This is a genomic window from Psychrobacter submarinus, assembly GCF_904846685.1.
Classification (GTDB): domain Bacteria; phylum Pseudomonadota; class Gammaproteobacteria; order Pseudomonadales; family Moraxellaceae; genus Psychrobacter; species Psychrobacter submarinus.
In genome coordinates this window covers 25,510-39,905 of the sequence record NZ_CAJHBQ010000005.1, presented here as the reverse complement: position 1 = coordinate 39,905, position 14,396 = coordinate 25,510, and the positions used below count along the sequence as shown (strand labels likewise).

Here is a 14,396-nt window from a genome sequence, read left to right as displayed (position 1 = left end):
GATCAATGAAACTGATTTTTCATTAACAAAGAGGTGATCACGTGAACATCAATTTTACCATCGTCGGTCAAGCCATTGCTTTTGCAATATTTGTGGTTTTTTGCATGAAATTCGTGTGGCCACCACTTATCGGCGCAATCAATGAGCGTCAGCGTAAAATCGCTGATGGTCTAAATGCCGCTGAAAAAGCAAAAGCTGACTTGGCTACGGCAGAGCAAGATGTCCAGCAAGAGCTTGAACTGGCTAAGACTAAAGCTGCAGCCTTAATTGAGCAGGCGAATAAGAGCGCTAATCAACTGGTCGAAGATGCAAAATCACAAGCGCAAGCCGAAGGTGAGCGTATTCGTCAGCAAGCTCAAGCGTCAATTGATCAAGAGATCAATCAAGCGCGCGAGTCACTGCGCACGCAAGTTGCAGAGCTTTCTGTCCTTGGTGCAGAAAAGATTTTGCAAGATAGAGTCGATGAGCAAAAACATGCTAGCATGTTAGACCAACTGGCGGCGAAGCTGTAACTGTGAGGATATAATGGCTGATTTATCAACCTTAGCACGACCCTACGCAAGAGCCGCGTTTGACTATGCCAATGAGAACGGGGCCGTAAACGAGTGGGAAGATTTCTTGTTTGTCGCAAGCAACGTTGTCAATGACAAAGCGTTTCGTAATTGGCTAGAAAACCCAGCCATCACGGCTGAGCATAAGTCAGCTGCTTTGGTTGATCTTTATGACTCACAAGTGGCTGGTGATGACGATTCTGCTTTTAAGCAACTACTAGGCGAGAGCAAAGGCTCTCGCTATGGTAATAGTATTAGCTATCCTAAAGTGTCACCAGCGCTAAACAACTTCGTAGAGCAATTGGCGCAGCAAGAGCGTCTAGCCCTACTTCCTGAAGTTTATCAGCACTATCGTAGCCATAAAGCGAGTAGCTTGAAACAGCTTGATGCTTATGTCACGACCGCTTATCCATTGACTGCCGCGCAGCGCGAAACGATTCAAACGCGCCTAGCTGCATCGCTCAATGCGACTGTGGTGATTCACGAAACGGTTGATCCTAGTCTATTGGCAGGCGCTACCATAAAAGTCGGTGACAAAATCATTGATGATTCGATGCGCGGCAAGTTACAACAGTTAAAAACACAGCTAACTGCCTAATGCCAGTATAAGCGTAGCGCTACTATGTTAGTAAGGAGTAGCGGCTACGTGATAGTAAGAGCATTCAAGTCAGTGGGCGGGTTATCATAAATTAAAGGAAACAAGGCAATGCAACAACTGAATCCAGCGGAAATCAGTAATCTGATTAAGCAGCGTATTCAAGACCTTGATGCAGGTGCAACTGCAAAGAATGAAGGCACGATTGTCAAAGTATCTGACGGTATTGTGCAAATTCATGGTCTTGAAGATGCCATGTACGGCGAAATGATTGAGTTTGAAGGCGAAATCTACGGAATGGCGCTTAACTTAGAGCGTGATTCTGTTGGCGCAGTCGTACTCGGTGACTATCTGCAATTGCAAGAAGGCCAAAAAGCTTATTGCACGGGTCGCATTCTTGAAGTACCAGTAGGTCCTGAATTATTAGGCCGTGTTGTTGATGCTTTAGGCAACCCTATTGACGGCAAAGGTCCTATCGATGCCAAAATGACAGATAAAGTCGAAAAAATCGCTCCAGGCGTTATCGACCGTCAATCAGTCGATCAGCCCGTTATGACCGGTTATAAAGCCGTTGATACCATGATTCCGATCGGTCGTGGCCAGCGTGAGCTTATCATCGGTGACCGTCAGACGGGTAAAACCGCTATGGCTATCGATGCGATCATCGCACAGAAATCTTCTGGCATTAAGTGTGTCTACGTGGCTATCGGTCAAAAACGCTCTACTATCGCTAACGTCGTACGTAAGCTTGAGCAAACCGGCGCTCTAGAATACACCACGGTTGTTGTTGCTTCTGCTTCTGAGCCGGCAGCGCTACAGTACATCGCACCGTACTCAGGCTGTACAATGGGCGAATACTTCCGTGACCGCGGCGAAGATGCGCTGATTGTATTTGATGACTTATCAAAGCAAGCCGTCGCTTATCGTCAAATCTCACTACTACTACGTCGTCCGCCAGGCCGTGAAGCGTATCCTGGTGACGTATTCTATCTACATTCACGTCTACTTGAGCGTGCATCACGCGTAAACGCGGATTATGTAGAGAACTTCACAAATGGTGAAGTCAAAGGTAAAACCGGTTCATTGACCGCACTACCTATTATCGAAACACAAGCCGGTGACGTTTCTGCATTCGTACCGACTAACGTGATTTCAATCACTGATGGTCAGATCTTCTTAGAATCAAGCCTATTTAACTCAGGTATCCGTCCTGCAGTCAACGCTGGTATCTCGGTATCGCGTGTTGGTGGTTCTGCTCAGACTAAGATCATCAAAAAGCTCTCAGGTGGTATCCGTACTGCACTAGCACAGTACCGTGAATTGGCTGCCTTTGCTCAGTTTGCATCTGACCTTGATGATGCGACTCGTGAACAGCTTGACCATGGTGAGCGTGTTACAGAGCTGATGAAGCAAAAGCAATATCAGCCGATGTCTATCGCTGAACAGGCCGCAGTTATTTATGCCTCAAACGAAGGCTTCTTATCTGATGTACCGGTAGAGAAAATCGGTTCTTTTGAAGAAAGCTACTTACGTTATATGCATGACGAACAGAGCGAGCTTATGAACGAGATTAATGAGACTGCAAATTACAATGATGATATTGCTTCTCGTTTGAAGTCAGCTGTTGAGACTTTTAAACAAAATCACAGTTATTAATTTAATGGGTTAAGCCGATTTGGTTTTAGCTTATCGTATACCAAGTGGCGCGTTGTCTGAGTAGATAGTTGCGCCACTGCTTTAACCCTTATCGGTATTAGATTGCGTTATGCTCGCATATAACCCTTATTTTTAAGTGTTAATTCTCTATCATATGCGGCATGCGCCACTGCTTTTTAACCCTCTTATATTGGAATCATTATGGCAAGCTTAAAAGAGATACGTGCCAAAGTCACCAGTATTAAAAGTACCCAGAAGATTACTCGCGCTATGCAAATGGTTGCAGCGAGTAAGATGCGCCGTGCCCAAGAGCGCATGGAAGTGGGTCGCCCGTATGCTGATAGTATGCGCCGGGTTATCTCGCATTTGGTACATGCCTCATCAGATTATAAACACCCTTATATGGTAGCGCGTCCGGTTGATAAAGTGGGCTATATTGTTATCACTTCGGATCGTGGCCTAGCGGGTGGCTTGAACATTAATTTGTTCAAAGCTTTATCCACAAGTATTCAAGACTATCAAAATCAGTCTGTACAAGCCGAATTTGCGGTTATCGGTGCCAAAGGTGTCAGCTTCTTCAAGAATTTTGGCGGAAAAGTGACCTCTGCGGTGACGGATTATGGCGATAAGCCGACTTTCGAGCAGGTGAATTCACCCGTACAAGCGATGCTTGATGATTATGCTAACGGCAAGCTTGATCGCATTTATGTGGTCTATAACAAATTCGTTAATGCCATGACGCAAAAGCCAACGGTTAACCAGTTAGTGCCTTTGCCTGAAGGGTCATTTGATAGTGATTCTAGCGGTATGCAGACTGAGCTTAGTTGGGATTATATCTACGAGCCTGATGTCAAAACTTTGATTGATGAATTACTTGGACGCTATATTGAATCGATCGTTTATCAAGCGGTCATGGAAAATATTGCCTCTGAACAGTCGTCACGTATGGTTGCTATGAAAGCGGCAACTGATAACGCTGGTGACCTAATTAACGATTTACAGTTGGTTTATAACAAGCTGCGTCAAGCGGCGATTACCCGAGAAATCTCGGAAATCGTTGGCGGTGCTGCTGCTGTTTCATAATTGACTACAACCATATATAGAAGTTCAAGGAGAACGCAATGAGTAGCGGTCGTATTGTACAGATTATTGGCGCGGTTCTTGACGTCGAGTTCAACCGTAACGAAGTTCCTCAGATTTTTGATGCCTTGCAAGTTGATGGCACCGAAACCACTCTAGAAGTACAGCAACAGTTAGGTGATGGCATCGTACGTACGATTGCTATGGGCTCAACTGAAGGTCTAAAGCGTAACCTACCAGTGACTAATACCGGTGCAGCTATTTCTGTACCAGTCGGTACAGGTACGCTTGGTCGTATCATGGATGTTCTTGGTCGTCCTATCGATGAAGAAGGTCCCGTACAAGCTGAAGAGAAGTGGTCTATCCACCGTAATGCACCAAACTATGCTGAGCAGTCAAACAGCACTGAGCTGCTAGAGACTGGTATTAAAGTTATCGATCTACTTTGCCCGTTTGCAAAAGGTGGTAAAGTTGGTCTGTTCGGTGGTGCCGGTGTTGGTAAAACCGTTAACATGATGGAGCTGATCAACAACATCGCGCTAAAGCACGAAGGTCTATCCGTGTTTGCTGGTGTTGGTGAGCGTACTCGTGAAGGTAACGACTTCTATCACGAAATGCAAGAAGCGGGCGTTGTCAACACTGAAGACTTTAGCAAATCTAAAGTTGCGATGGTATACGGTCAGATGAATGAGCCACCGGGTAACCGTTTGCGTGTTGCACTATCTGGTCTAACTATGGCTGAGTACTTCCGTGATACTAAAGATCCTGCCACTGGCAAAGGTCGTGACGTACTCTTGTTTGTTGATAACATCTATCGTTATACACTAGCAGGTACTGAAGTATCAGCACTGTTAGGCCGTATGCCATCAGCAGTTGGTTATCAGCCAACACTCGCTGAAGAGATGGGCTTACTACAAGAGCGTATTACCTCAACTCAGTCAGGTTCTATTACTTCAGTTCAAGCCGTTTATGTACCAGCCGATGACTTGACGGATCCATCGCCAGCAACGACGTTTGCTCACTTGGATGCGACTGTTGTACTAAGCCGTGATATTGCTTCACAAGGTATCTATCCTGCGGTTGATCCACTAGATTCAACCTCACGTCAGCTAGATCCACAAGTTATCGGTGAAGAGCACTATAACGTTGCTCGCGGTGTACAGGAAGTATTGCAGCGCTATAAAGAGCTCAAAGACATCATCGCCATCCTAGGTATGGATGAGCTGTCAGAAGAAGATAAACTGGTCGTTTATCGTGCGCGTAAGATTCAGCGTTTCTTATCACAGCCATTCCACGTCGCCGAAGTATTCACCGGCGCGCCTGGTAAATATGTGTCACTACGCGATACTATTGCTAGCTTCAAAGCAATCATCGCAGGCGAATATGATGATCTACCAGAACAAGCGTTCTATATGGCTGGCGGTATCGACGAAGTTGTCGCTAAGGCCGAAAAAATGAAATCTACAGCAGCATAAATCGCTAAAGAGTCGTCTGGCGAATAAAGGGTGTTTATCACGTTCATTCGCTAGTCGGCTCGATAGCAAGCCCGCTGTTTTTAAGACTTTTTCATAATAAGGATTTAGGTATGGCAACGTTACAATGCCGCGTCGTAAGCGCCCGTGAAGAGCTATATTCAGGCGAGATCAGTATGCTGATTGCCACTGGTAGCGAAGGCGAGATTGGTGTTCTACCAGGACACACGCCATTGATTACCTTGCTAAAGCCTGGCTCAATGCGAGTACAAACGCCAGATGGTCAAGAGGAAGTCATCTACGTGTCTGGCGGCGTACTTGAAGTACAGCCGAAGATGGTTACGGTATTAGCCGATACGGCTATGCGTGCGCATAATCTTGATGAAAGTAAAATCATCGAAGCACGCCGGGAGGCTGAACAGTTACTAGTCAACCAAACAGATACCGTACAGACTAATGCCGCGCTTGCTTCATTAGCAGAATCAGTCGCTCAGCTACAAACGATTCGTAAGTATCAAAACCGCTCATAATCTGTTTTATGCGCTTAATCAGCGTTTAAGTTAGGTTCAAGGTTTCACTAGAAACAGTCCAATTTGGGCTGTTTTTTTTGGTTATAGACCCTAGTAGTCAGGCAGGAATTTCGTTATATTGTTAACATAATAAAAGAGTAGCGGGCCTTGTTTGTCACTATCCGGCATTTATATTAGTTATCCCTAGGTATCGAGCGTAACTACTCATTTATAATTTTCATAAATAGATGACACCTACTGGTATCCATGTTGTTTGAAAGCTTTATATTTACCTACTTTCGGACGAAAACTAAGATTTTAGACGGGCTTGTTTATAGGTTTTGTTAACGATAATAGGCTATAGTAGGGTAAGCTATAAGTTTAGTAGTATACTAGCTTGCTATGACTGAGCTGCACCTATAAACAAAATATATAAAAGTATTTAGGATAAGTAGAAGCATTGTTAAGACTACTGCTCTCTTAATATTCATTCTCGCTGCAAATTTTCTGTTTTTAATTTAGATGTATTAGAGGATATAACGATGACAACCCCTGAAGATGACAACACCCCGCGAATTTTGATTGTTGAAGATGATGAGCGTCTGGCTATGTTAACCCAAGATTATTTGGTTAAAAACGGCTTAGAAGTCGCTATCGAGACAGATGGCAATCGTGCTATTCGCCGTATTGTCAATGAACAGCCTGACATGGTAGTGCTCGATGTCATGCTGCCAGGTAGTGATGGTTTGACGGTCTGCCGTGAAGTGCGCCCGCATTATCAAAATCCAATTTTGATGTTGACCGCTCGTACTGAAGATATGGATCAAGTACTAGGTCTTGAGATGGGCGCGGATGATTATGTTGCCAAGCCTGCCCAGCCGCGCGTACTATTAGCTCGTATTCGTGCGTTATTGCGCCGCTCAGAAAACGCCCCATCAGAAGATGTACCGCAGCGTTTAGAGTTTGGTGAGCTAGTCATCGATAATGGTGGCCGTTCAGTGAATCTAGGCGAAGAATTGGTTGACTTCACTAGCGCTGAATATGACCTGCTTTGGTTGTTAGCATCTAATGCTGGCCGCATCTTATCTCGTGAAGATATCTTTGAGCGCCTGCGCGGTATTGAGTATGATGGTCAAGATCGCTCTATTGACGTACGTATCTCGCGTATCCGTCCTAAAATTGGTGACGATCCAGAAAACCCAAAACGTATTAAGACTGTCCGTAGTAAAGGCTATTTGTTCGTCAAAGAAGGCAACTAGGGCTATAGGGATTATTTGTAAAGAAACCAGCGCTGTGCTGGTTTTTTTATTTTTTGAATAAAGATCTTAATCAAGTTTTTAATGCAGCAAACTCTAACATATTTACGAGCGTTGCTATAGAATAGCAGCAGCAATTTACTAATAAATCATTTCATGCTTTGGTTACGGCAATTATGTCATTAGTCTCATCTTTAAAACACAGTATCTTTGTTCGTATATACGCTGGGCTCTTGATAGTCTGCTTGTGTGTTGCTCTTTTTGCGCAGTTATTGATGGATACTATCAATCAAGAGCGTATGCAAACCTATCGCGAGAATATGGCGACTGGCGCTTTTTACTTGGTAAGTGAGGGTCTTGCGCATCAGGAGTCGGAAACCCAGCGCGAGTACTGGCTATCTGATGCTAGTAGTTTATTCGGCTCAACGTTTCGTATCGTGCCAATCGAAAATATAGATTTTAGTGCTAGTGAACGACGCCGTTTCGAAAGTGGCGAAACGGTAGTTCGTTATGTCAGCCAACCGGCCTATGCTGATGTCTACCACCGTTTACCTGATGATAAAGTATTGACCGTGCGTGTCTCGCAGGTCACTGAGCAACAAGTACGCGCTATGGCGGTGTTCTTATTAGATGATTTGTCTTATTACGCGACCCTGCCGGAGAAGCGCGCACACCTAACGGAACTTGAAAACAAATTTTCTTATCCCTTGACGTTAGACACTATAGATACTTTTGATTTAGATGATGACCAGTTGGCACGCTTGCGCCGTGATGAAGTGGTTATTTTGCTGCAAGATAGCAATAGTAGCCAAGGTAACTCTTCTATCAAGATTGTCATTCCCTCTGAGATCAATGATATGGCCGTTTTAATGGGGCCAATACCATTATTTAACTGGTTTCCACTGAATTTGATTATCAGTATGGTACTGATTAGTATGTTTCTAATCAGCTTAGGCGTCTATGCGCTTATCTTCCCACTTGAGCGCAAATTGCAGCTGATACAAGTGGGGGTGAATGAGGTCAGCGATGGTAATCTCGACATTCAGGTACAAGTGATTGGTCAAGATGAGATTGCGCGCCTCTCTGCTACTTTCAATGCGATGACCTCTCATATTAAGCGCTTGATTGAATCGCAGCGCGAGCTGACACGCGCGGTATCGCACGAACTGCGCACACCTGTTGCCCGTATTCGCTTTGCGGTTGATATGCTAGCCGATACCGACGATGAAGACTCGCGCTTTATGCAGCGCGACTATATCGACGAAGATATCGAAGCTTTGAATGGTTTAATCGATGAGATTTTGACTTATGCCAAACTAGAGGAAGGTTCACCTAAGCTCGACTTAGAGTCAGTCAATCTGAAAGAATTGGTAGAACAAATTGTCCGTGAGACAGAAGCCCTAGGCAAAGATATCAAAATCGTTGGCAATCCTCCTAATAGTAAAGTGACTGCCGTGGCCGATCGACGCTACTTACACCGGGTGATTCAAAACCTTGCCGGTAACGCGCTGCGTTATGCCGAAGGTACTATCATTATTAGCGCTTGGGTGAAAAAGGGCAATGCATTTGTCAGCGTAGAAGATGATGGGCAGGGTATTCCAGAAGAAGATCGCGAAAAGGTCTTTATTCCTTTTGCTCGCTTAGACGACAGCCGTACCCGAGCTTCAGGCGGTTATGGTTTAGGGCTGTCGATTGTCTCGCGCATTGCTTTTTGGTTCAATGGCAGCATGAGCGTTGATGAAAGCCCAGAGCTTGGCGGCGCTCGTTTTATCATGACTTGGCCTGTCAAACCCCTAACTCAGACGATTGCCGCTGACCAAATCACCCAAGAAAAGAGCGAGCGCAGCTTTGAGAGTTAAGCTTAAACATTTAGCTTATTGTAGACTTATTAGAATTAAATAGTATTATTGCGCTTTATAAATAGGACGAAGATAGAGGAGAGCTTGGATGCCTTACTTGTTTGGTGGCTTGATAATACTCAATGCAGCGGTACTGGTGAGCTATTTGTTTTTTCAACAGCCTAGTACTACCCAGAGCTTACAACAAGCGCAAGATGAGCTGGTGCAGCCTATAGACTTTATCAACAGCTCTGAGCATATCCCGCCCCCTATCGGTACTACAGATTAGCTTTTGGCTTACCTTTTAATCAGCAAATGCTTTTATCTTCTATTCGCCATGTCTCGATAGTATCACTGATAGTGTTGCCGATAGTGTCGCCGGTAGCACTTAGCGATCTGTAGCCTTAGTATCGGCCTTTTCATAGCTCCCCTCTTTATCAGCAGTCTCCGGATTAATAGTTTCTGTATTGTTAGTTTCCTTATTAACAGTCTCTTTATCAGTCGCTGCTGCTTGGTCAACTTCAGCAATCAGCGGTATTTTGACACAGACTTGTAAGCCGCCTTCGGGGTGATTAATCGCCTCTACCGTACCGTGATGTAATCTAGCAATACGGTTCACGATAGCCAGACCTAGACCACTACCTTGTGTGGTACGAGCGGTTTCGCCGCGCTCAAACGGCTGCATGATACGCTCTAACTGATCTTCTGCTACGCCATCACCGCAGTCACGCACACAAATGACCAGCTGCTCTTGCGCCTCACCCATAACTTCGCTCTCGCTAATGACATCGCTCTCAGTTGTCGCTAGCGTCTCTTTAAAGGTAGGCACCACCGTCGCTGATAGAAAAATAGGCGTCTTTCCATAACGATTGGCGTTATTGACTAGATTAATAATCATCCGTTTGATAGACAAAGGACGTACAGGTACTTGCTTATCTAGTTGAGACTCATAAACGAACTCCATAGGCGCAAACTGCACAATAATCTCGTTAAATATCGTATCCAAGTCAGTCAAACGCACCGGTTCATCAGAGCCATCTTTCATAAACGAGATAAACTGCTCCAAAATCGCGTCCATATCTTCTATATCATAAATCAAGCCTTCTCGAAAAAAATCATCCGGCAGCATCTCAGCAGTAAGGCGCATACGGGTCAGCGGCGTCCGTAAGTCATGCGAGATACCTGCGAGCATAATCGTGCGCTCTTTTTGCGCTTGATTAAGCGTAGTGAACAAGCGGTTAAAAGCCAGATTGACTTGCCGAATCTCAGTAGGCCCTACTTGTGTCGGCAGGGTAGTGGCATGACCCAGACGAATATAGTTAGTCGCGGCTCGCTGCAAATGGCGCAAGGGCCGATTCAATTGCCGCGCTATCAAGATAATGGTCAGTAGCGTCAAAATAGGAATGCCGAGTAAGAAAAACCCTAACAGTGTCGGACTGTACTGGGAGTAGTAGATAACCGGCTCACGTATCCAAAAACTCGTGTCGCGGCTATCTTGCACCCATAATTGCGGCGTTGGCTTAAATTTAAAATAAACCTGTACTGGACGACCCAGCTGCGCACTGATTTCACGTTGTAATACATCGGTAAAAAATCCGACAAATCGCTTTTTCTCAACTTGTGGAAAGTCGCTAGGGTTTTCTACTGTGACCACATGTGAGTGCTCATAGACCCAGCGCTGCACTTCAGGGTTATTTTGCCAATCCTGTTTGGCACTATTCATCAGTCGTAACTCACTGGTCAAATAGCGAGCGTGGGTCTTTAGCTCAGGCAAATAAAGACTGCGCCAAAAAAACCAAATAGATAAGCTGACGCTGATAACGACCATAAAAGTAATCATAAAAGTGGTCAGCCAGCTGTTCGACCAACTACTAGAGCGTCGTGTCGGAGTGTTCGCGGTACTCATAGCAGAAGGGTGCTCCAAAAGAGGTAGAGAATAATTACCAATATAAGATAAAAGAGTGCTGAGATGAGTATAGTGCAATCGCATAAAATGCGCTATGGGCTGGGTTAAATGTACAGCAAAAACCGCTCATCTAAGTGATTGTTATCAAACAACTAAATAAACACAGTTTATGTTTTCAAAAATAATAGACTATGATATAATTGTGCCCTTTTTGGTATACCTGCGAAAGAGAGAAATCAGATGGTTGTTATTCGTTTAGCACGGGGCGGTGCCAAAAAACGCCCATTTTATCAAGTCGTAGTTGCTGATCAACGCCGCGCGCGTGATGGTCGCTACATCGAAAACATTGGCTTTTTTAACCCTTTGGCTAAAGAGTCAGAAGAAGCAGTACGCTTAAACATGGAAGCGTACAATGCGTGGGTCGCAAAAGGCGCACAGCCTTCAGATCGCGTTGCTTCATTAGCAAAGTCTTACAACAAGGCTGCTGAAAGCGAAGCGACTGCTTAAGTTTTAAGTGATGATCTTTAAATAGCTTATTAGCTATTTTAGGGTCTGATTTTAGAGATACTGACTTACAAACTTAGTGCTCCATAGCATATCGTTATCTTCTTTACCTTACACTGATTTATCACATTTAGAGTCGTTATGTCATCAGCACCTGCTAATAACCTTATGAAAATAGGTCAGCTCAAAAAGCCTTACGGTATAAAAGGCTGGCTTTGGGTGTTTAGCGATACCGATGATCGAACGGCTATATTTGATATGCAGCCTTGGTATATGAAGACCGCTATGGGTATGAAGCCTTTGACTGTCAAAGCTTGGCGAGAGCAAGGATCGGGTATTGTCGCTCAGTTTGAGCAAGTTCCTGATCGTAATGTTGCAGAAACCATGAATGGGGTAACCCTTTGGGTGGAGCAAGATGTCTTGCCTGAGACTGGCGAAGATGAGTACTATTGGTCCGATTTGATCGGGGTGCGAGTCTTCAATGAGCAAGATGAGTATTTAGGCGATATTACTGAGATGTTTGAAACCGGTGCCCATGACATTATGCGTGTCGCGGCTACCTCAGACAGCTTAGATGATGAAGAGCGTCTGATACCTTGGCACAAACAGACTGTGCTTGAAGTAGATATAACGGCTAAAACCGTTGTCGCTGCTTGGCCAAGTGACTATTGATCTGTGATTAGTGATTGCTGATGTATTTTGCTGTCATAACTATCTTTCCTGAGATATTTGCTGCGATTCGTGATTTTGGTATCACTGGACGCGCGGTGACTCAGCAGCAAGTTATGATTGAGTGCATTAATCCACGCGATTATACCACTGACAATTACCGCCGTATTGATGAACGTCCCTATGGTGGTGGTCCTGGTATGGTGATGATGGCTCAGCCACTATCGCAAGCGATTGACGATGCTAAAGAGCAAGCTCGCCTGCACGGTTGCCGTACTGACAGCAAACACTGTCCGGTGGTTTACCTGTCACCGCAAGGGCGGACGCTTAGTGAAGATAGCGTACTTGAGATGGCTGATTATGATGGCATGATTTTATTATGTGGTCGTTATGAAGGCATCGATGAGCGCTTGTTGACACAATACGTCGATCTAGAAATATCGCTTGGTGATTACGTCTTAACTGGCGGTGAACTCCCAGCTATGGTGCTGATGGACAGTGTGATACGTCGTTTACCTAACGTTATGGGTGATGACAAATCTGCGGTGCAAGACTCGTTTGTCGATGGCTTGCTCGATTGTCCTCATTACACTAAGCCGCATGAGTTTGCTGGTATGGCGGTTCCGGAAGTATTGCTTTCAGGCCATCATGCCAATATTGCTAAGTGGCGCTTTTGTCAGCAAGTCGAGCGTACCAAGGCAAGACGGCCAGATTTATGGCAAGCTTTTAGTCCAACAGCTGAGCAAGCCCGCTGGCTAAAAGAGCAATCAAAGTAGCGTCCATAATAGTCAGATGCTTACTTATGTCGTCAGTATAGCTAAACTGTTAAAAAGAATTTTGCGCAATAATGAACCGGCTATAGTGTAATGGCCGTTTACCCAACCCCACTTACCTTGTATCTACCTACTATCAATTTAAAGAGTAGACAGAGACAATTAATTATTACAAACAGGTAATATGCGCTTAGCCTCTATTATCTAATGTGAGGAGACAACTCTCATGAGCAACAAACATCCATTAGTTCAAAGCGTTGAAAATGCTCAACTAGTAGAACGCCCTGACTTTAGCGCTGGCGATACTGTCGTCGTACAAGTAAAAGTACGTGAAGGCGAGCGTGAGCGTCTACAGGCCTTTGAAGGCGTCGTTATCGCTAAGCGTAACCGTGGTCTAAACTCTGCGTTTACCGTCCGTAAAATCTCAAGCGGTGTTGGTGTTGAGCGTGCTTTCCAACTGCATTCTCCAATCATCGATAGCATTGAAGTGAAGCGCCGCGGTGCCGTTCGCCGTGCGAAACTATACTACTTACGTGAGCGTTCTGGTAAATCAGCACGTATCCGCGAGAAGCTTGGCGCACGTCCAACAAAAGCTGGCGCTCAAAAGAAGACTGATGCTGGCGTCCCTGATGCGGTTGAGACTGCACCTGGTATCTAAGCCAGCAGTCGCGCTCAATGTTGAGCCTAACTATTGATAGTTATGAATTACTTATCAGTAATCATTACTAGCGATAGTGACAAGCCCTTATTCATAGGTTTATTATATAAATAAGTAGGCGTACCAAAAAAGACAAAACCCCAATCTAGCTTGCGCATAGATTGGGGTTTTTGTATTGATAAAGCACAACTTTAATTATTTTCTCCAGAGCTTACTTCGCTGCTTGCTTCACCACTTACATTGTCACTTACATTGTTACTTACATTGTCGTTTGGCTTATCTGGTAAATCTAGACGACTGGCTTGACTCTTAGATCTGCTGTGCTTACGCAAGCGAATATAGACGGTTTTAGTGACGATGGCGACGACTTTTTGGTTGTTATCGACGATTTCAGTACGATAGTCGCGAAATACTGGCTCGCCACTCTCAGCGAGTTTGCGAATAGCCGTCGCCTCACTGCTAGAGACTTTTATCCGTGCCGTTACTTTACTAGTAGCTGGCGCGACAAACTCAATGTGTGAGCTTTTATCCCACACTACATAATTACTCCCTAATTGCTGCATCAATAGCAGCATATAAAAAGGGTCGGTCATAGCGTACAAACTACCACCAAACTGTGTGCCAACGATGTTTTTATTCAAAGCCGTCAGCCCCATGCTGACAACGCATAATCCTTGATCGGTATCTAAGTGCTCAAGCTTGATACCCGCACCTACATAAGGCGCGTAGGTATTGATACGTAGCTTCAATAGATGCGGCGTCAGTATCGGCATAATGTACTGTTTGGCTTTGCGATTTAATATCTCGAAATTTTTTGGAAATAGCTTCATCTTTTATCCTTCAATCCCTAATTTTTATAATAATATCAGTCGGCTATAATCAGCAATCAGTCTGAGTAATCTTTATCCAGTCAGCGCAAATGCGCAGTA

At 44.8% G+C, this 14,396-nt stretch carries 15 protein-coding genes; 13 read left to right on the top strand and 2 right to left on the bottom strand.

Features of this window, described 5'->3' with window-relative positions:
• The first annotated feature begins 41 nt into the window (after positions 1-41).
• The 9 genes from JMY03_RS12265 (at position 42) to JMY03_RS12225 (ending at position 9,246) form a co-directional block, all read left to right on the top strand.
• Positions 42-512 (top strand): F0F1 ATP synthase subunit B, encoded by a 471-nt coding sequence (locus tag JMY03_RS12265; RefSeq protein WP_025646740.1) that lies wholly within the window; start codon positions 42-44, stop codon positions 510-512.
• A gap of 13 nt (positions 513-525) precedes the next feature.
• Positions 526-1,149, top strand: coding sequence for a F0F1 ATP synthase subunit delta (locus JMY03_RS12260; RefSeq protein WP_025646739.1), 624 nt, complete (start codon positions 526-528; stop codon positions 1,147-1,149).
• A gap of 108 nt (positions 1,150-1,257) precedes the next feature.
• A complete protein-coding gene (gene atpA / locus JMY03_RS12255; protein WP_201604062.1) occupies positions 1,258-2,802 on the top strand; it encodes a F0F1 ATP synthase subunit alpha in 1,545 nt (514 codons plus the stop codon).
• A 201-nt stretch (positions 2,803-3,003) separates the two neighbouring features.
• Complete coding sequence (gene atpG / locus JMY03_RS12250; RefSeq protein ID WP_025646737.1) at positions 3,004-3,885, top strand: F0F1 ATP synthase subunit gamma; 882 nt, start codon at positions 3,004-3,006, stop codon at positions 3,883-3,885.
• Between the two features lie 38 nt (positions 3,886-3,923).
• Positions 3,924-5,357, top strand: a complete 1,434-nt coding sequence (gene atpD, locus JMY03_RS12245; protein WP_201604060.1) for a F0F1 ATP synthase subunit beta — start codon at positions 3,924-3,926, stop codon at positions 5,355-5,357.
• 110 nt (positions 5,358-5,467) lie between these two features.
• A complete protein-coding gene (locus JMY03_RS12240; protein WP_025646735.1) occupies positions 5,468-5,884 on the top strand; it encodes a F0F1 ATP synthase subunit epsilon in 417 nt (138 codons plus the stop codon).
• Between the two features lie 521 nt (positions 5,885-6,405).
• A complete protein-coding gene (locus JMY03_RS12235) occupies positions 6,406-7,122 on the top strand; it encodes a response regulator (RefSeq protein WP_025646734.1) in 717 nt (238 codons plus the stop codon).
• Between the two features lie 173 nt (positions 7,123-7,295).
• The gene (locus JMY03_RS12230; RefSeq protein ID WP_201604058.1) at positions 7,296-8,978 is read left to right on the top strand and encodes an ATP-binding protein; all 1,683 of its coding nucleotides are present in this window, start codon (positions 7,296-7,298) and stop codon (positions 8,976-8,978) included.
• An 88-nt stretch (positions 8,979-9,066) separates the two neighbouring features.
• Entirely contained in the window at positions 9,067-9,246 is a 180-nt protein-coding gene (locus JMY03_RS12225) for a hypothetical protein (RefSeq protein WP_025646732.1), read from the top strand.
• A gap of 99 nt (positions 9,247-9,345) precedes the next feature.
• On the opposite strand, the gene JMY03_RS12220 is transcribed toward JMY03_RS12225, so the two are convergent.
• On the bottom strand, positions 9,346-10,863 hold the full coding sequence (locus tag JMY03_RS12220) for an ATP-binding protein (RefSeq protein WP_201604056.1): 1,518 nt from the start codon (positions 10,861-10,863) through the stop codon (positions 9,346-9,348).
• A 240-nt stretch (positions 10,864-11,103) separates the two neighbouring features.
• On the opposite strand from JMY03_RS12220, the gene rpsP reads away from it, so the two are divergent.
• The 4 genes from rpsP to rplS all read left to right on the top strand — a co-directional run bounded on the left by rpsP (position 11,104) and on the right by rplS (position 13,467).
• Entirely contained in the window at positions 11,104-11,370 is a 267-nt protein-coding gene (rpsP, locus tag JMY03_RS12215) for a 30S ribosomal protein S16 (protein WP_025646730.1), read from the top strand.
• Between the two features lie 138 nt (positions 11,371-11,508).
• Positions 11,509-12,039: a ribosome maturation factor RimM gene (gene rimM, locus JMY03_RS12210; protein WP_025646729.1), complete on the top strand. Its 531-nt coding sequence runs from the start codon at positions 11,509-11,511 to the stop codon at positions 12,037-12,039.
• A 20-nt stretch (positions 12,040-12,059) separates the two neighbouring features.
• A complete protein-coding gene (trmD, locus tag JMY03_RS12205) occupies positions 12,060-12,812 on the top strand; it encodes a tRNA (guanosine(37)-N1)-methyltransferase TrmD (RefSeq protein WP_201604054.1) in 753 nt (250 codons plus the stop codon).
• A gap of 223 nt (positions 12,813-13,035) precedes the next feature.
• Positions 13,036-13,467 carry a 50S ribosomal protein L19 gene (gene rplS / locus JMY03_RS12200; RefSeq protein WP_201556773.1) on the top strand — a complete coding sequence of 144 codons (432 nt, stop codon included), beginning with the start codon at positions 13,036-13,038 and terminating at the stop codon, positions 13,465-13,467.
• Positions 13,468-13,658: 191 nt separating this feature from the next.
• Here the strand turns inward: rplS and JMY03_RS12195 are convergent, their stop codons facing one another.
• Positions 13,659-14,297, bottom strand: coding sequence for a DUF4442 domain-containing protein (locus JMY03_RS12195; RefSeq protein WP_201604053.1), 639 nt, complete (start codon positions 14,295-14,297; stop codon positions 13,659-13,661).
• Positions 14,298-14,396 lie beyond the last annotated feature (99 nt).

Excerpts from the sequence above, each read along its gene's own strand:
- JMY03_RS12260 (WP_025646739.1), top strand. The coding sequence starts at position 526 with ATGGCTGATTTATCAACCTTAGCACGACCCTACGCAAGAGCCGCGTTT.
- atpA (WP_201604062.1), top strand. The coding sequence starts at position 1,258 with ATGCAACAACTGAATCCAGCGGAAATCAGTAATCTGATTAAGCAGCGT.
- atpG (WP_025646737.1), top strand. The coding sequence starts at position 3,004 with ATGGCAAGCTTAAAAGAGATACGTGCCAAAGTCACCAGTATTAAAAGT.
- atpD (WP_201604060.1), top strand. The coding sequence starts at position 3,924 with ATGAGTAGCGGTCGTATTGTACAGATTATTGGCGCGGTTCTTGACGTC.
- JMY03_RS12240 (WP_025646735.1), top strand. The coding sequence starts at position 5,468 with ATGGCAACGTTACAATGCCGCGTCGTAAGCGCCCGTGAAGAGCTATAT.
- JMY03_RS12235 (WP_025646734.1), top strand. The coding sequence starts at position 6,406 with ATGACAACCCCTGAAGATGACAACACCCCGCGAATTTTGATTGTTGAA.
- JMY03_RS12230 (WP_201604058.1), top strand. The coding sequence starts at position 7,296 with ATGTCATTAGTCTCATCTTTAAAACACAGTATCTTTGTTCGTATATAC.
- JMY03_RS12225 (WP_025646732.1), top strand. The coding sequence starts at position 9,067 with ATGCCTTACTTGTTTGGTGGCTTGATAATACTCAATGCAGCGGTACTG.
- JMY03_RS12220 (WP_201604056.1), bottom strand. The coding sequence starts at position 10,863 with ATGAGTACCGCGAACACTCCGACACGACGCTCTAGTAGTTGGTCGAAC.
- rpsP (WP_025646730.1), top strand. The coding sequence starts at position 11,104 with ATGGTTGTTATTCGTTTAGCACGGGGCGGTGCCAAAAAACGCCCATTT.
- rimM (WP_025646729.1), top strand. The coding sequence starts at position 11,509 with ATGTCATCAGCACCTGCTAATAACCTTATGAAAATAGGTCAGCTCAAA.
- trmD (WP_201604054.1), top strand. The coding sequence starts at position 12,060 with ATGTATTTTGCTGTCATAACTATCTTTCCTGAGATATTTGCTGCGATT.
- rplS (WP_201556773.1), top strand. The coding sequence starts at position 13,036 with ATGAGCAACAAACATCCATTAGTTCAAAGCGTTGAAAATGCTCAACTA.
- JMY03_RS12195 (WP_201604053.1), bottom strand. The coding sequence starts at position 14,297 with ATGAAGCTATTTCCAAAAAATTTCGAGATATTAAATCGCAAAGCCAAA.